The sequence below is a fragment of the Geobacillus sp. LEMMY01 genome, from assembly GCF_002042905.1.
Classification (GTDB): domain Bacteria; phylum Bacillota; class Bacilli; order Bacillales; family Anoxybacillaceae; genus Geobacillus; species Geobacillus proteiniphilus.
Map to the genome: position 1 here is coordinate 189,543 of NZ_MVKA01000001.1, position 17,348 is coordinate 206,890.

A 17,348-nucleotide genomic window follows, 5' to 3' on the forward strand; every position below is an offset into this window, starting at 1 on the left:
TTCCCGAAAAACCGCGGCCGCGCTCCGTCAGACGCGGCCATGAATCCACCAGTTGCCAAGCATCTCCGACAACACCGGCGTATGCTTCACAATCACGGTCGCCATGAGCGAACGCTGCAGCTGTTCTTGGACGCTGTCAATCGGCACGAGCGCACCGATATACAAAAGCAAAAAGACAAGCAAATACACTTCCGCAAATCCGAGCGCCGCCCCGGCCAAGCGGTTGACGCTGCGCAACAGCGGCAGCTGGGCGACGAAATCGAGCATCGAGCCGACGATTTGCAGCACGATTTTCACCACAAAAAATAAGAGTGCAAAGGAAATCGCCCGATAATAGGCATCATCTAAATGGGTGCTCTGAAACAGCAGCTTCATCGTCTCAGGATCGCCGAACGTCGGATATGGAATCCAAAGGCGCAATGTCGGTACAAGCCGCTCATAATACTTATAAGCAACGAAAAAGGCAATGAAAAACCCGGCCATATGAATGAATTGGAGAATAAAGCCGCGCTTGAGTCCGATCATCGCCCCCAGCAACAGGACAAACAGCAGCACGACATCAATCATCGCGTCCCCCATCCTTCTCCTTCTTCAGCTGTTCACGAAGCCGGTTGTATTCTTCCTTTAACTTCAAATACTCACTGGCAATATTGACGGCCGTCAAAACGGCCAGCTTCGGTACATCGAGCATCGGATTTTTCTCACTGAATTCATGCATTTTATCGTCAACGAACGCGGCCACGAGCCGGATATGAGCCGGGCTTTCCGCGCCGACGATCGTATAGTCTTGACCATAGATGCGGACGCTCACCCGCGTTTTTGGCTGCCCTGTCAACCTGCTTCCCCCATTTCGCAAAATCCTACTGTTTATCATATCATGAATGCTGGTATAATGGAAAGATACGACACAAAGGGATCCAGAAGAGGATAAAGGAGAGAGCGAACGTTGTCAAACTATGTGATTCACGCGGATCCACAGTTGCTTAATGCGCTGCGCGCCCACTACCAAGACGCCTTGTCCGACCGGCTTCCGGCTGGAGCTTTGTTTGCCGTCAAGCGCCCGGATGTCGTGATCACCGCCTACCGCTCGGGGAAAGTGCTGTTTCAAGGGAAAGCGGCCGAGCAAGAAGCAGCGAAATGGATGGGGAAGAGGGGGGCTGATCTAGGCAAACGACAGGAGAGAGAGACCGCCTCGTCCCCATTGGAACATAGGCTCGAGAAGCTTTCTGCGATCGGTTCGGATGAAGTCGGCACCGGAGACTATTTCGGCCCGATCGTCGTCGCCGCCGCCTACGTTGATCGGTCGCATATCGCCAAAATCGCGGCGCTTGGCGTGAAAGATTCGAAACAATTGAACGATGAAGCGATCAAACGGATCGCGCCAGCCATCATGGAAACGGCGCCTTATGCCGTCACCGTGCTAACTAACGCCGAATATAACCGCTGGCAGCGAAGCGGCATGCCGCAGACGAAAATGAAGGCGCTGCTTCACAACCGGACGCTCGCCAAGCTCGTTGACGACATCGCGCCCATCGAACCAGAAGCGATCATCATCGATCAATTTTTAGAACGCAGCTCGTATTTCCGCTACCTCGCTGATGAAACGCGCATCGTAAGCGAGCGGGTGCATTGCCTGCCGAAAGCAGAAAGCGTGCACGTGGCGGTCGCCGCCGCCTCGATCATCGCCCGCTATGTGTTTTTAGAAGAGATGGAGCGATTATCCCGCACCTTCGGCCTTTTGCTCCCGAAAGGCGCCGGCGCCATCGTTGACGAAGCCGCGGCCCGGATCATCCGCGAGCGAGGAGCTGAAGCACTTGAGACGTGCGCCAAGCTTCATTTCGCCAATACAAAAAAAGCGCTGGCCATCGCCAAGCGCGGATAATAGGTCGATCCACCCTTGTCCTCGACTGCTAAGAACGAAAGCAGAACCACCTCATACCCCCACTTGCGCCGCTATATATCGAAGTGGGGGCTTCACATGTATTCCCATATGATGATGAGAAGTTGACCGAACGATCCCCGTGTGCCCCACGGCAGCAATCCCTAGCGGTTATACTTTATTTTAACATTGAACGCTCTCCCACCTACGCTAACGCTTATAGGTGGGAGATTCTTGGGAACACCCGCCCTACGGCAGGCTGTTAACCAAGCCATCCCCGTGCGTCCCACGGTTCAGCTGTCTTGCCAAAACAGCAAACGAAGCCCTTCCTGCAAAATATTTCGGGCGGCGTTATGGTCCCGGTCATGTTCGGCTCCGCAGTTTGGGCACCCCCACTGACGGATGTCGAGCGATTTCACCTCAACCTGCCGATGCCCGCAACACGAGCACAATTGACTCGATGGAAACGTGTGGCCGACACGGACCAGCGTCCGTCCGTACCATTTCGCTTTATACTCGAGCATACGGTGAGAAATTTTTTTGAAACAAGAGCTTGTTTTTCGTATGGAATTTCCGAAAGAAATAGTAATATTGCAGATATGAAAAAAGACAAGGCGTTAATTATAAATGAATTTACTATACCTAAAAGGCTGGTGAAAAACGAGTTTTTTCGCTCAACTTGGTGCGCTTGACTAAGAAAGGAAAGTTGATCTGACTAAGTTTCTCTAATAGAGAAAGAGTTGGGATCCGCCGATCTTCCCTTAAATCACCGGCCCTCTAAGGTTTCTACCAAGATTCCACCCAACATTAGTCCAAATAATCTCGAGAAATTTCTAGAAAATTGAAACCAACTATTATAGTCTTCTTGCCCTTTCGCGGATGGCTGGGCGCCGTTGCGGATGACCTCAATGGTTTCTCCCATTTTTGCCCTCTCCTTTCATTGATGATTCGGGCGGCAAGAGCGGAATTGTCTGTCATTCCTCAATGATTTTGACGCCCGACACCCAAAATCATCAACATTTGTTTATTATGATAACAAAGTTCAAATTCCAATCAATGGTGAAATCAAAGCGATTTGTTGATTAATGAACAACGATTGGACATTTGATCATTGCCTTACGACTCATTGAGAACCGCCCTGCCTCATTTCCTCAATCTCCTTCACAGCCAAACCTGTCAATTTACCGGAAACAAAAAAGAAACAAGACGCTACCTCTCTTTTGGCGCGTCTTGTTATGGATGAACGAGTCCAGCCGATATCGTTTATGCCTGTTCTTCGAGCGCGGCGACGACTTTCTCCGCCGTGCTCCGGCTCGATTGCGGGTTTTGCCCGGTGATCAAGTTGCCGTCGCGCACCGAGAAATCGGTCCATTTCTCGCCGCGGACGAAATTCGCCCCGCGCAGGCGCAAGGTGGACTCCAGCAAAAACGGCATATGGACGTCAAGTCCAACTTCGCGTTCTTCTTCGTCTGTAAACGACGTGACCGTTTTTCCTTTCACAATCGGCGTACCGTCTTTGTATGTGGCGTTCACCAGCCCTGACGGACCATGACAGACAGCGGCGATGATCCGGCCGTCTTCGGCAAACTGCTGCAAGACGTATTGCAGCGTTTCGTTGTCCGGAAAATCGAACATCGTTCCATGTCCCCCGGGAAGGAAAATGGCGTCAAACCCGTTCGCATCGTCTTTGCTTAAGCGCGCCGTGTTTTTCAGCGCCGCTTCCGCCTCAGCCCAAGACGGATCTTTTTCATTGATGCTGCGCGGATCAAGCGGCACATCGCCGCCTTGAATGCTCGCCACTTTCACATCATACCCTTTTTCTTTAAACACCAAATACGGCACGGCAAACTCCTCAAGCCAAAGCCCGGTTTGATGATCGTCCGTGATCGTCGTATGGTTCGTCACAACCATGAGCACTCGTTTCGTCATGCCCGCATTCCTCCTTTAGGTTCCGGAATGTTCTCTATCACTCATCATACTTTACATTGGGCAAAAACGGAAAAAATATGCTTGTGAAATCGAATCGCTCTTGATGAAAAATAAGTGGAGGAAAACGAAACATCATTCCTCCACGTCCTAATTCATGTCCTGCAGCACTCCGAGCCACGTTGCTTTTTCCGATATTGATGTTTCCCGCGTTAACCATAGCCGTAAAATAGAGTATATAATTGCCGGAGTACGTTATGTTGCAAACACCGTATTCGGAAGAGTCAGAAACATAGTAGGAGTTTAGCGTATTGGAAGAACTGCTGCTGTAGGAGAACCAAACTGGGGTTGGCGTTCCATTCCAATCGGAAAGAGCATTCTCAAAAGCCGTCCTAATCACTGTGCCGGGGGTCTAAAGATTGCTTCCCCATTTGTACGTGAGACCGCTCACTCCATTTTTCCAATAGTAAGGTTCTAGAACATAGGCGCGCACCATTAGGGGGGCTGTAAAAATGGCTAGCGTCACCGAGAATATAACCGTGATTTTTGCCAATTTCATTTTCATCACCCAACATTGAATATTTTACAACTATAGTAACACAAAATAAAAAATATTCAATATTTTTTTAGGATTATATCCATTCCCTCCGCTCCCATGCCATCCACATCTGCGGGGAATGAATCGGTGGAAGATGATAAAGTAATGTGAATAGAACATACATTCTCTTGATTAGGAGGGGCGACATACTTTCAGCCCTCCCTTCATTCCAAAAAAGAACACCGCTTCCCCGATCATACGGGAGCGGCGTCAGCCAGCCATCTTAACTGATTTTCTGTTGTTCAAACCCATCCGCTTCGCCCGTCGGCTGCCCAAACGGCCACCAGTTCGCGCGGCCGAACGTGCGGACCATGACCGGCACGAAAAGCGGCAGGACGACGAGGGCGTAAAGCAGGAGCCCTGTCAACACAATCGTCGCAATTTGCAAGAGCGACAAGACGCCGGACGGATACATCGCGGCGAACGTTCCGCCTAAAATGACGGCGGCCGAGATGATGACCGTCCCCATATGGCCCATCGCCGACAGCATCGCTTCCTTCACCGGCCGGCCGCGGTATTCGTTGAACCGGTCCATGAGGAAGATGCTGTAGTCAATGCCGAGCGCCAAAAGCAGCACAAAGGCGAAGAACGACACCGCCCAGTTCAAGCCGGCATAGCCGAGGGCGTTGACGAAAATGAGCTCGGTGACAGCCATCGACGTGTAGTACGTCAACACGAGCGACAAGATCAAATAAAGCGGCATGATGAGCGAACGGAGCAGCACCGCCAACACGATGGCGATGCCAATGAGCATGAGCACCGCTGTGTGCTGATAGTCCGCGTTCGAAATCGTCTGCAAATCCGCGTACGTGCTGGTGACTCCGCCGACAGCGATTGTCGCGTCTTCCAACTTCGTTCCTTTCACCGCCCGTTCGGCCGCAGCGCGAATGTCATCGATGCGGCCGAGCGCCGATGTTGAATACGGATTTTCTTTTAAAATGACATCGAACGTCACGATGCGGCGGTCTTTCGACATATACACGTCTTTCGCCTGTGCAAAGTCTTTGCTTTCGCGCGCCTCTTTTGGCATGTGCCAGCCGGCCATTTCTTTCTCCGGCGCCGATGACAAATCGGCTAAATACGTTTCCGCCGTTCCGAGGCCGTTGGCCACTTTTTGAAGGCCGGACGCGCTTTGGTCCAAGCCGTTCACGAGCTGGCCGAGCTGGCCGCCAAGCGCGGAGAAATGCTCAAGCAATTGGCGCTGGCCGCCGTTGACTTGCTCAAGTCCGGCCGAGAATTGCGGCAGTTTTTCAACCGCCTGTTTCTGGCCGTCGGCCGCTTTCGTCAATCCGGCTTCGAGCTCACCAAGCCCGGCAATGACTTGATCCAAGCCGCCGTTGACCGCCGCTTGACCAGCCGCGAGTTGGGCGAACGATTCGTTCGCTTTCGCCAAACCGGCGCGCGCCTGCTCAAGCGCCCCGTTCAATTGCGTGAGGCCGTCCGCCATTTGTTTCGTCTGACCGGACAAGGCGGCGACCGTCATTTTCGCTTGTTGGTATTGCCCATCTTGACGGAGTTCCGGATGTGACTGTTCGACTTGCCCGAGCATCGTCTGCACGGCGGTGAGCTGATCGGCGACAGCTTTTAATCCCGCTTCGATTTGCCGGTACTGGCCGCTTAGCGCCGACAGCCCTTGTTCCGCCTGCTTGTAGCCGTCAAGCAGCTGATTCGCGCCTTCCTGCAGCTTTTTCGCATTGTCGCGAAGCGTCACTAAGCCTTTTTTCAGCTCACCGGCGCCCATCGCTCCCCGGCGCACCCCTTGTTCAATTTGGCTGAGACCGGTTTGCAGCTGGCGCAGGCCGTCTTCAAGCCGCTCCGTTCCGGAGACGAGCTGGCCGATGCCGGATGACGCCTGCTTAAGCTGCGGAGCGGACGAGGACAACTTTTGGCTTGCCGCCTCGAGGCCGGAGCCGATTTTCTCAATGCCCTCTTTGCCGGCGCCAAGGCCGTTTTTCAGCTGTTTCGCCTGTTCCGTGACAAACAGCTCCTTAATCGGCTCACCCGTCGGGCGCGTCGCCGAGCGGACGCTCGCCACGCCGTCAACCGTTTCGATCTCGCGGCTAATTTTCTCAATCAACGCCAGCCCTTCTTCCGAATCAAGCGGCTCTTTGCTTTTCAATACCACCTGCGTCGGCATGGCATCTCCCGGATTGAAATGATCGGCAATGATGTCAAACGCTTTGACGGAACGATAATGATCGCCGATCTCTTCCATTGAATCAAACGACAGTTTGCCATCATACGTCGCCAACACCGGCACGGTCACGACGGCGACAATCGCCAGCGCCAGAAGCGGACGGGCGAACGCAAATCGGCCAGCCGCGAGCCAAAGCCGGCTTTGCCCATGCTCGAGCTTCCCCCGCACCGGCCAAAACAGCTTCTCGCCAAGCACCGCCATGAAAAACGGCACAAGCGTCACGAGCGCCACAAGCAGCACCGCGACCCCGACAGCGACGGCCGCCGCCGATTGGTACAGCTTAAACGTCGACAAACCGATCGCCGCAAAGCCGATCATGACGGCAATGCCGCTTGCTGCCACCGTTTTCCCAGCCGTCCGGTACGTGGCGACGATCGCTTCCACCCGATCGCCGCGTTTCGCCAGTTCTTCTTTAAACCGGCTCAGCAACAAAATGCAATAGTCGGTCCCAATGCCAAACAACACCGCGACTAAAAACGTTTGCGTGAACGTCGACAGCGGGAAATTCACTTTATCTACTAAAAACGCAACGACCGACTGCGAGACGACATACGTCGCCCCGACCGCGAGCAGCGGAATGAGCGGCGCCACCGGCGAGCGGAACACGGCGAGCAACACAATTAAAATAAAGACGACAGTGATCCCTTCCGTTTTCTTCACGCCTTCCTGCGAGCTCGTCACGACATCTTCATCGATCATCCAGCCGCCGGTGAAATAATGCTCGACCTTGACGCCATCGACCGCTTTATACAGGGCGTCGGTCAATTGCTTCGCCGTCCGCCCGGCCGGGTCGATGCTGACGGAAACGAGCATCGTCGTTCCATCTTTGGAAACGAGTTCTTTTTCCAGCTCCCGGTTGGCAAACGGCGAGACGATGTTCGTTACATGAAGTTCCTCTTTTTTCTTTTCGAGCGCGTTTACCGCCCGTTCAATCTCTTTTTTATCGCCCGCCGTCAGCCCGCCTTTTTTGTAAAAGACAAGCACCGCGGATCGTTCATTTTGTTTGTTTTCCTGGCCGTTTGCCTCTTTGATCAATTTTGCCGCCAATGACGACGAGTAGCCGTCCGGCACGCTCAGCTGCCCTTTTTCGCGGACAAGCTCGCCCATGTTCGGCGCGGTCATCATGAGCACCGCCGCCATGATGATCCACGCCGCAAGCACGAACCATCTTCCTTTGATAATCGCCCTCATTTCGCTTCTTCCACCTCCTGCAGCACGTGGGCCAACCGTTCATACGTGCGGATGAACGTTTCAATTTCTTCTTCAGGGAAACGAGCGATCACCTCTTCCACGAGCCGATAGACGTTTCGGTCCATTTCCGCGATCCATGCTTCCCCTTGTTCCGTCAGCGTTAAGACAACGACTCGCCGGTCGCTCTCATCGCGGTCGCGGCGCAGCCAGCCTTTGTCGACGAGGCGATTCGTCATCGCCGTCACCGCGCTTTTGTTCACGCCGAACATTGCCGCAAGCTCCGTTGACGTGCACGTCCCCCGCCGCCGGATGTAGCGAAGCAAATAATATTGATCGTGCGTCATCTCTTCGCAAAGGCTGTCTTTGACAAGCGCTGCTCCGCGTTTCATCACGAGAAACGACACGGACAAATAGCGGTCAATCCACTCATCGATGTTTCGTCCCATCATTCACTCACCTCCCCATTTGTTCAATGATTGAACTATTTCCTAGGTCAACGCGTTGGAAACCGGTACGCACCCATTTTGTTCAATGATTGAACCATTTTTAATGTAACAAGGTGGGGATGAAAAATCAATCTTTTTTTCTATACACGACCAGCAACCATTCGATTTTTTCGAGCCAATCAAGACTTTGCGGGAACTTTTTTCGGTTCACTTGGATTGCTGTTGACACTCCACACACCTAAAGGCGCGGGATTCTTGGGTCGTTCGCGTCCTCATCCATTTCTGGTTCGGACAACGCCCAAGTTCGGGGGTGTGTCATCACCCCGTCCCATCGGGTTAAGATGTACCCCAATGGGCGGCGCACCTGTGACCAGTGCGCTAGATTAGGCGCTCAAGCCCGAAATCGCTTTGGCGATGTTAATGGCGCCATTCAAGTCGGCATGGAGGGTGTATCCGCACTTTTGGCATCGGAAGCGGATGCCGTTTCGGTTCGCTTTCTCTCGATGCCCGCATCGGCATGTTTGGCTCGTGTAGGTCGGCTTCACCCACTCCACCCGAATGCCCGCCATTTCCGCTTTATAGGCAATCATCGTTTGCAGTTGATGAAACGCCCAAGAGTGAAGGCTTCGTCCTGCTTCTTTGGCCGATGTTGCCCGTTTCCGAATCCCTGTCAAATCTTCCATCCGAATCACGCCAACACCGTTGGCGAGGGCAAAACGAACGATTTGGCGGCTGATTTTATGGTTCMTATCCTTCATCCAGCGGGACTCTTTACGGCCGATTTTGCGAATCATATGAAGCTTCTTGGCTTTGCCCAACTTTCGACGCAAAGCCGCGTATCGTCGGCGAATGAAAGCGCATTGGTTGCCCTTGAAAAACAACGATTTCGTTCCCACGCTGGCAACGGCAATATAGCGAAGTCCTAGGTCAACGCCCATTGCCTTCGTTTCTTCCCGTTGTTGGACTTCAACTGTGATCGCAACAGCCAAGYACCATTTCTTTCTCTTTTTGTAGAGCTTGGCTGCCCCTTGTTTGACGGTTCCATCGAGCAGCCGATTCAGCCATGCTTCTTGATAGGGACGCGTGACCACCGGCACGCCAATTCGCTTCTCCAGTGTGGGGAATGAAACRGTGTAGAACTCTCCTTTCTTTTCAACCTTTACGTTTTGATTGTTAAAGCAACACCATAATGTTCGGAACTTCTTTGTTTTCTGGTTTTTCTTTTGGGACTTCACTTCTCGAATCGTTTGATTCACGATAGCAGAAGGAAACCGCTGCGACGAAAACTCTTTAAAAATTTTGCTCGTCGCTTGATTCAGYTCGGGATGATTCAACAGCCAATTCGCAAACGCGGTATTCACTTCTGTCATCCGTTCATACATGTCTTGTTTGACTTTCGTTGGGTTGTGCAGTTCCAGCCTTAGTGTGATCGTCGGCATGGATTCACCTCCTTGTGACGATTACAGGATACCGTTTTTTTTAGAATCATTCCATATAAGAAAACGGCTCGCTTTCATCCCACCCCTCAAGGAGTGGGCTTTCTCGCTCGCGGGTCTGTAACAAGTATATCATGATGTCTATTCCTCAAGTACCTTGTTCAGCTTCTTATCAAAAGTATATACCTCGTATCCCTTTACTTTATGATAGGCGTACAAAAGGGCATCCACAAAGTCCAGTCGTCTTCTGCCAAACAGAATGAGCGCTTCCTCTAATATCTCGATATCATCCACGTCGATATTATCGTATTTGAACAGTTCTAAAAGAGTATCGCTGATCTCAGCATTTGTGACATTGTACACTTTTTCAAGAACATAGACAACTTCAACGACTACTTCTTTTAGCAATAACACCTTGTTATTTTCAATAATCGTTGCCGCTTTAGCCGACAAATCATCATGATCATTAAGCAGGTATCTTAGAATAATGTTTGCATCAATGATTTTCATATTGATCCATCACAGCTTGAGACCAGGCATCGCTTTCTTGAGCCTGCAAATCCTCATTTTTATATTTTGACAGAGCCCCTCTTAAGCTCTTCTTTTCTGATTGTTCTGAATTTTCTTCGTCTGCATAGGGAAGGATAATGACTTCCACTTTCCTATTTTTTAATGATTCAGGTATATCTATGAACTTTTCTAGATCATTGCTGTTTTTTATTACTCTCACAAAATCCATGCTTCTTCGCTCCTTTCATTGAACGCTCTCCCACCTACGCTTGCGCTTCGAGGTGGGAGATGATAAAGCGGAACTCTTTAAACATATTATATCATTTTCATTGTACATTATCACACAAAAATTCACTTTATGAGTCAGTCAAGAATTTATCGGGCAAATCCACAGAATATTCCTCTGTTTATCTGAATGTATGCATTTATTACTATATGCTGATAATAAGTGAAATTCGTTATGTTCACACTTCATATCGAACGCTTTCACTCATGAAAACGTCATCCACTCCACTTGACGGAAAAAAAGCTGCCTTTAGCCGAAACAGGCATACATCCCTGACGGCTAAGACAGCTATTTCACTTTATTGCCCATTCACCAACTTCAACTTCTCCTTTGACGGCGTTTCGTAGCGGATGTGCGTGTCAATGTCGGTCACGTAATACCCGCCGCCGACCGCATACTGCCCGCCGAAGCGCGCGTCATACCCGTAGACGCGGTACACTTCCCCAGGCTTTAAGATGCGGACGAACACAAGGCGCCCATCATTCGTCCGTTTCCATAGATTGATCGGCTTTTGCACCGTCAAGCGGCCGATTTGCCCTTTTTTCAGCTCCACGCCATCCCAGTAGACTTTTTTCACTTGGCCTGGAGGAGTGGTTGGCTTCTCCGGCTGCTTTGGCGGGTTGGGCTTTTCTTCCTTCCAAAGCGGCAAGGCAAATTCATATTGGGCAAATCCGCTCGGCAAGGCGGTGACATAGCGGATGCTACCGTCTTGCGGCAAGTATTTTTGCGCTTCCGGCGACGATTCAAAAGTGACGGTCACCGGCGCTTTCCCTTTCACTGGCGCAAACCGCCAGTTGCCATCCGCCGACGGGTTGATCGTTCCGTTTTCCCGAATGTAATCGATGATCACTTGCCGGTTTTCATCCGGCGCAGCCAAAATCGTGTTTTTCCCGCCCGGATTGATGATCCGGTTTGTCGTCGCCCGATAGTTGTTCGTTGCGACGATAAATTCCATGTTCGGCGTCACTGGCTTGCCTTCGAATTTCAAGTTTTTAATCCGATTCGCGTTCGGATTGATCACATTTTGGTTTTTGTCGTATTTCGCCGGCTCGGTGACATCGATCTCGTACGTCACTCCATCAATAATGTCGAAGTTGTACGTCGGGAAGTCATTGTTGACGAGCGGCTGAACGTCTGTCTTGTTCGGGTCGATTTGGTTGAATTGCCCCGCCGACCACTCAAGCCATTCTTTCAACTCGGCTCCCGTAATTTTCAACGCATACACCGTGTTCGGATACAAGTACAAATCGGCGACGTTTTTAATGGCGATTTCCCCTGCCGGGATGTCGGTATAATAGCTCGCCCCGCCGCGTCCGCCGGCTTTGAACGGAGCGCCGGCCGACAGCACCGGAAGGCCTTCATATTTCGTCCCCTTCAACATCTTTTCGACATACCATTTTTGCGCATTCGTGACGATTTGCACGGACGGATCGTCTTTTATAAGCGCAAAATAGCTGTTGATCGGGCTCGTTGTTTTTCCAACCGGGCTGCGGACGTACTGAATCGTCGCTTCATGTTCCGCTTGGATCGCCTGCTCAACGGCCGGGTCGCTGTCGACAAGCGGCGTTTTCGTCGCCTTGTCATACACTGGACGGAGTTGGGCTTTCGCTTGCGTCACTTTCCATTTTCCGTCGACTTGCTCGACCGTCAAGTCGATCACGCCGAGCGTATCTCCCCATGAACCCGGCATCGTCACCGGAACACCGTTGATCGTGCCGGTTTCATTGTTGATTCCGTTTCCGTCCGGAAAATCTGGTGTCGTGCCTGGAAGGGCCGGGAATTTTTTATGCTGGTGGCCGGTCAACACGGCGTCGATCCCCGGAATTTGCGTCAAATAATACGATGCGTTTTCCATATTCGGGCTGTTTCCGCCGGTCTCAATGCCCGAGTGCGATAGCACAACGATCAAATCGGCCCCTTCCGCTTTCATTTTTGGAATATACTTTTGCGCCGACTGCACAATGTCTTTCGCAATCACTTTCCCTTGCAAATTCGCTTTGTCCCAATCCATAATTTGCGGCGGCACAAAGCCGATGACGCCGATCTTCAGCGTATGCTTCTCCCCGTCTTCATCAACGACTTCTTTCGCTAAAATTTGATACGGCGTGAAATAGTTGACATCGTTATCCGGATTTTGGTCATGATCGTCACGGTACACGTTCGCATTCACGATCGGCAGCTTGGCATCGTCATACACTTCATTGAGGAAATCCAAGCCATAGTTGAACTCATGGTTCCCAACCGTCGCCGCATCGTACTTCAACAAATGCAACAGTTTCACCGCTGGATGCACTTCTCCGTCTTGCAACGGCTTCACTTTGGCCACATAGTCGCCAAGCGGCGTTCCTTGAATCAAATCCCCGTTGTCAAACAGAAGTGTATTCGGCTGCTCAGCGCGCGCCTGCTCGATCAAACGCGCCGTCTTCGACAACCCAAACTCATTCGTCGGACTATCTTTGAAATAATCGTAGTTGACGAGATTCATATGTACGTCCGTCGTCTCTAAAATGCGCAGCTTGACGACATCTCGGTCTTCCGCGCCCGCTGCGGTCGGCAACACAGCCGGAGCAAGCAGCCCCAACGCCAACACCACGCTCGCCGCCGCGTATTTCTTCCGTTTTTTCAATGCCCATCCCCCTCACTCAGATCAAATCATTGTCATCTCTATACATATTACCATAAAAGCAACAAAATTTTGATAGAAAAAACAAACAAAAGAAATAGAGGAAATAAACAGACAATATCGAAAGAGATAGAGGAAAGCACAATGTCCTATTCTTGGGGATGGTTGATCTTTTCAATCTTCTTTTCTACATTCATGCTGTATATTATCATTGAAACCGCCGTCCGACGAGCGATTGACAGCTCAACATTAGCAAGAACACATCAAAAAACCGTTGGAAGATAGAAAAAGAAGGAATGACAGTCGACATTAAAGGAGTGACACGCATCGTTAAGAGGAGTAGATAAGGAAGCAGAAAAGCTGTTCAAATAATCCATTATTCGCAAAGAGAATATGCCTTGAAGGACTGTCTTTTCTAAAAGAGTAAGAAAAGAAGCAACCCAAGCAAAAATAGAAGATCACCATTGCAACACAACGAAGAGCGCCCTCCACTGGCGCCCTTCCTTATTTCTATAGCAAATTGAGCAACGCCTTTTTGTTCGCTTGCACTTGGTCGTTCAACGCCTTGACTTTTTCTTTTAACTTCTGAATGTCTGCGTTGTTGACGCCGACTTTCTTTTCAAGAGCGCGAATTTCATTCGTCACCGCCCGCAGCTGGTTGGACAGGGCAATGAGCTGGCCGATGAGGCCATCGATTTGCTCTTGTTTTTCTTCATCGAGTTCCTCTTGGTCTTCACCAACAGGTTGTGGAGAAGTCGGAGACGGCGCCTCCGTTACCGTTTGCCCGCTGGAAGCCGGAGCGGCAGCGTCATTGGCCGCTATGGCTTGTCCGCTCGGAGCGTCAGTTGCCGCTGTGACTTCTGTCGGTTGAGAAGCAGACGGCTCGCCCGTTGGCAACGAATCAGCAGGCGTCGTTTGCGTGTCCGTTGCCGATTCCGCTTCGCTCAATGCTTGAATGCGAGCGGTCACTTTGTCTAGCCGCTCTTCAATTTGGCCTACTTTTTTATGTAACTGCGCCAACTTTTGCGCAAGCCATTTTTGTTGCTTGGACGATTCCTGTTTTTTCTTCGCCTCTGTTTCCTTTTGTTCCGTCTTCTTCTTGACGACGACTTCCACTTTCTTCACCATCGTTTCGCGCTCATGCGCTTTGCCCGCAGGTTTGGCGGCCGCCCACGCCGGAGAGGCGACGAGCATCGACGCCACCAAAATCGGCCATCCTTTCTTCAACATTACCAATTCCTCCTTTATTTTTTGGTAATGGCAGCTGGCTGGCATAGGTTTCCCCTTAGCCCCTGTAGCTTTGTGACGCTAAGTTTCCTTAGCTGTACCTTTCATCATCATTGTACCATGATTTTCTTCGCGAGGAAGTGAGACGAAATGACTATTTTCGACCTTTGAACCATTTCATATATATCTCAAACATTCCTGCTTCACCGTTAAATCCCTAGTTGAAGTTCGTGTACAGTATATTTGCTTTTTGTCACAACTCCCCGGTGCCGCAATGTTTCATGCACTTTCTCATTATACAAGCGAACGTTTTCATTCATGACCTTCCACTCAACCGACCGTTGATGGCAAAACCCATCGATATCATTGTCGAGATGTTTCACATAGCGATAGGGGCCAATGATCCCGATGCTGAGCCACGCTCCATTGCGAACCAACACGATATCCCCTTGTTCCATCGTATGGACAAACGCCCAGATTGCGCCAAGAGCGTTGCCAAGCTTCGCCCCCGAATAATGGTACACGTTGCGCAATCGCTCTCTCCGTTCATCTTTGCTTATGCCGTCTAAATTGCCGATCAGCGGCCAGCCAATCCCTATGACTTGATCGCGAATGAATTCGTCGTACCGCTGAAACCCATGCGGTTTCGTTTTCATTTGAAATACATGCGCCATTTCCAATCCCCCGTTTCCCTTTCAACCTCCGCCTTAGCCACACCGTCCCATCCATCAAAAAGCGACAGGCGCGTAACCACTTCAACTTCTTGCATGCTTCTTAAGAACGGCGGTAATCGCCTCAATCGTTTCTTTGGCGGCATCCGTCAACGCTTCAAATTTAAAGGCAATCGACTGGGCGTTTGGATTGATGGATGGTCCTTCGTTTTGATCTCTGCGAAACGCCGTGATCGCCTCCAAGTCTTGTTTGAGTCCATCGGGAAGCAACGCTCGTTCGAACCTCCAACTGACCATGCAGGGCTCTTTCGCTGTGTAATCGTTGGATCCTTCGTATTGTATAGCCCCGATGCGCTTCTTCCCTTTCTCGGAAGCTGTATCATTCATAAACAACTGCACTGTTTGCTTTGCATGGCCATCACATAAATGCAAGCCTGCTTCCATCGATTTGCTTGCAATGAAATGAAACATGGGTGCAATGGCAAAGCGGTACTCAAGCACCTTCATCTTTTCGTCTCCTTTCTTTTCACGCAATTTTTTGCTACGATTAACTTCAGGCATTGTCAGCATCCTCTCCATCCTCCACTGTTTGGTTATGCGTTCACAACTTCCACAGTAGAGGAAAGGTTAGGAACTGGCAAGCCTTTTTTCTTTGCCTTACGCTCTGCACTTTTCGTTGCAGAACTCTGATTTTTGTTTTGCACTAAACACACAAGATAGTTGTCCAGCTCTTCGTGATAGAATTCATACGCTTCATAGCTTACCTCGTCAATGTTGACTGCTAGTAACTATTCACCCCAGTGCTAGTGTATAAAAAAGCCCAGCACAAATAGGGCATTTCGGTCATAGAAAATGCCCTAGGTAGCGGAAAGAACTCGATCGATCGTTTCGCCTGCCAACAGAAGACATAACGAATCCCACACGTTTTTTTCGTGTTTCGTCAGTGTGGAAACGATGCTTCTTGCGATGCAAAACGACTGCGCGAATGTTTCTTCGCGAAACGTACCCGAAATGTTCTCTTTGACTTTGACCATGCGAAGATCGCGTTCGGCTTGGTTGTTRTCAAAGGGAACATGTACTTCACGTAAGAAACGCAGCGCTTCTTCCTTTCGTTTTTGAAGSCGTCGAACAAAAGCRAGTGCTTTTTTCGGAAGAGGCGTCATCGTTTCTAATCGGTGTTGTGCTCTTTCTAGGATGCGATCATACACTCGTTCCCACCGTCTCGCTTCTTCTTCGGAAAGTGCACCGTGATGGGCTTCGACGGCTTGCTTGGCGGCTAACAGAAACGTGGTCATGCGCATCGCCCACGTATGCCCCTGTTCGATGAATCCTTTTAACTCACGCAAATGGTGGGCATGACAAAGGGCATGGGTGGCATGTGTGTATTTCGGATACGTACCGAACGCATCGTGCATCATCGTCCCTTCATATCGGGGAAGAATCCCGATATCATCGGTCGCTTTTTTTCCACGAGAAGCGTGAGGAGCCAAGTATGTATATCTCGATGTACACGCGACATGCACCCATGCGAGTTTCCCATTGATGCGCAAACTCGTTTCATCGACATGCAGGATGTTGGATTCAAGTAAGGCGTCTTCGATGATGTCCATATTTGATTCCAGCGCTTCGCGTCCTCGTTTCACCATATTGGCAAGGGTTCCTGTACTAATCGAGTGTTGATATAACGCTTCGATTGTATCACTTAAACGCTTGTACGGGATCAATTGGATATGATGTAAATAAACAACGAGCGCCGTGAGCCGTGGACCGTATTGCACATGATTCGTGACATGGGATGGGAATTCGGCTTGTTGCACGCATCGACAATGTGGACACGATTTCACTTCACGTTCATGTTGTGTCACCTCGATCGCCACASGAGGGACATCAAACACTTGACGGATATCGACTTTGAACGGTTTGACGTCACGCAAAGAAGCTCCACATCCTTGACACGTATGCACACGGTGGACGACACGATGATGTGGATGTTCCACTTGACGGAGCGTCGTTCCTTGATGTCCTTCTTGTCCGCCTGGCTTGTTGCCAGATGGTTGACGGGAAGAACGTGTGTTGGCAAAACGGTCAGAAGATGGGGGCAAATGGCTATTGGAGCTGTTTTTTTTCGTGCGTGCTTCCAGCTCTTGAACACGGTACTTCAGTTGTTCATTTTCTTTGCGTAGTTGTTTGTTTTCGTGACGCAAATGTTCATTTTCTTGAACGAGTTGATGAATGAGCTGTTTTTGTTGTTGGACTTTGCCGATTAAGCCCTCAACTGTAAATACAGCTTGTTGTACCGTCAACATGTGATTCACCTCCTTGTCTATCAATATTCACATCATGGACAGGAAAAGCAAA

At 50.4% G+C, this 17,348-nt stretch carries 14 protein-coding genes, 1 pseudogene and 1 riboswitch; of the genes and pseudogenes, 1 reads left to right on the forward strand and 14 read right to left on the reverse strand.

Annotated features, from left to right (window positions below; genetic code table 11):
* Positions 1 to 27 precede the first annotated feature (27 nt).
* Positions 28 to 567, reverse strand: coding sequence for a CvpA family protein (locus B1A75_RS00955; RefSeq protein ID WP_074042845.1), 540 nt, complete (start codon positions 565 to 567; stop codon positions 28 to 30).
* Positions 560 to 835 (reverse strand): cell division protein ZapA, encoded by a 276-nt coding sequence (zapA, locus tag B1A75_RS00960; RefSeq protein ID WP_079935570.1) that lies wholly within the window; start codon positions 833 to 835, stop codon positions 560 to 562. Before zapA ends, B1A75_RS00955 begins: the two co-directional genes overlap by 8 nt.
* A 111-nt stretch (positions 836 to 946) precedes the next feature.
* Between zapA and rnhC the strand changes: the two genes are divergently transcribed.
* Complete coding sequence (gene rnhC, locus B1A75_RS00965) at positions 947 to 1,882, forward strand: ribonuclease HIII (protein WP_074042828.1); 936 nt, start codon at positions 947 to 949, stop codon at positions 1,880 to 1,882.
* 290 nt (positions 1,883 to 2,172) lie between these two features.
* On the opposite strand, the pseudogene B1A75_RS00970 reads toward rnhC, so the two are convergent.
* The 12 genes and pseudogenes from B1A75_RS00970 to tnpC form a co-directional block, all read right to left on the reverse strand.
* Positions 2,173 to 2,406: pseudogene (locus B1A75_RS00970) on the reverse strand (zinc ribbon domain-containing protein); the annotation flags it as partial.
* Positions 2,407 to 3,142: 736 nt separating this feature from the next.
* The gene (locus B1A75_RS00975) at positions 3,143 to 3,808 is read right to left on the reverse strand and encodes a type 1 glutamine amidotransferase domain-containing protein (protein WP_066226783.1); all 666 of its coding nucleotides are present in this window, start codon (positions 3,806 to 3,808) and stop codon (positions 3,143 to 3,145) included.
* A gap of 818 nt (positions 3,809 to 4,626) precedes the next feature.
* A complete protein-coding gene (locus B1A75_RS00980; protein WP_074042830.1) occupies positions 4,627 to 7,791 on the reverse strand; it encodes an MMPL family transporter in 3,165 nt (1,054 codons plus the stop codon).
* Positions 7,788 to 8,240 carry a MarR family winged helix-turn-helix transcriptional regulator gene (locus tag B1A75_RS00985; RefSeq protein WP_074042831.1) on the reverse strand — a complete coding sequence of 151 codons (453 nt, stop codon included), beginning with the start codon at positions 8,238 to 8,240 and terminating at the stop codon, positions 7,788 to 7,790. Before B1A75_RS00985 ends, B1A75_RS00980 begins: the two co-directional genes overlap by 4 nt.
* Positions 8,241 to 8,620: 380 nt before the next feature.
* Positions 8,621 to 9,676, reverse strand: a complete 1,056-nt coding sequence (locus B1A75_RS00990) for an RNA-guided endonuclease TnpB family protein (RefSeq protein WP_079935571.1) — start codon at positions 9,674 to 9,676, stop codon at positions 8,621 to 8,623.
* 138 nt (positions 9,677 to 9,814) lie between these two features.
* Positions 9,815 to 10,183: a type II toxin-antitoxin system VapC family toxin gene (locus B1A75_RS00995; RefSeq protein WP_068895373.1), complete on the reverse strand. Its 369-nt coding sequence runs from the start codon at positions 10,181 to 10,183 to the stop codon at positions 9,815 to 9,817.
* Positions 10,170 to 10,412: a hypothetical protein gene (locus B1A75_RS01000; protein ID WP_079935572.1), complete on the reverse strand. Its 243-nt coding sequence runs from the start codon at positions 10,410 to 10,412 to the stop codon at positions 10,170 to 10,172. The genes B1A75_RS00995 and B1A75_RS01000 overlap by 14 nt, the downstream gene beginning before the upstream one ends.
* A gap of 355 nt (positions 10,413 to 10,767) precedes the next feature.
* Entirely contained in the window at positions 10,768 to 13,095 is a 2,328-nt protein-coding gene (locus tag B1A75_RS01005) for a bifunctional 2',3'-cyclic-nucleotide 2'-phosphodiesterase/3'-nucleotidase (protein ID WP_079935573.1), read from the reverse strand.
* A gap of 507 nt (positions 13,096 to 13,602) precedes the next feature.
* Positions 13,603 to 14,322, reverse strand: a complete 720-nt coding sequence (locus B1A75_RS01010) for a hypothetical protein (RefSeq protein ID WP_079935574.1) — start codon at positions 14,320 to 14,322, stop codon at positions 13,603 to 13,605.
* A 26-nt stretch (positions 14,323 to 14,348) separates the two neighbouring features.
* A riboswitch (cyclic di-GMP riboswitch) is annotated at positions 14,349 to 14,431 on the reverse strand.
* Between the two features lie 97 nt (positions 14,432 to 14,528).
* The gene (locus B1A75_RS01015; protein ID WP_079935619.1) at positions 14,529 to 14,993 is read right to left on the reverse strand and encodes a hypothetical protein; all 465 of its coding nucleotides are present in this window, start codon (positions 14,991 to 14,993) and stop codon (positions 14,529 to 14,531) included.
* Between the two features lie 81 nt (positions 14,994 to 15,074).
* Complete coding sequence (locus tag B1A75_RS01020; protein ID WP_254866581.1) at positions 15,075 to 15,569, reverse strand: hypothetical protein; 495 nt, start codon at positions 15,567 to 15,569, stop codon at positions 15,075 to 15,077.
* 278 nt (positions 15,570 to 15,847) lie between these two features.
* Positions 15,848 to 17,296 (reverse strand): IS66 family transposase, encoded by a 1,449-nt coding sequence (gene tnpC, locus B1A75_RS01025; protein WP_079935576.1) that lies wholly within the window; start codon positions 17,294 to 17,296, stop codon positions 15,848 to 15,850.
* Between the last annotated feature and the right edge of the window lie 52 nt (positions 17,297 to 17,348).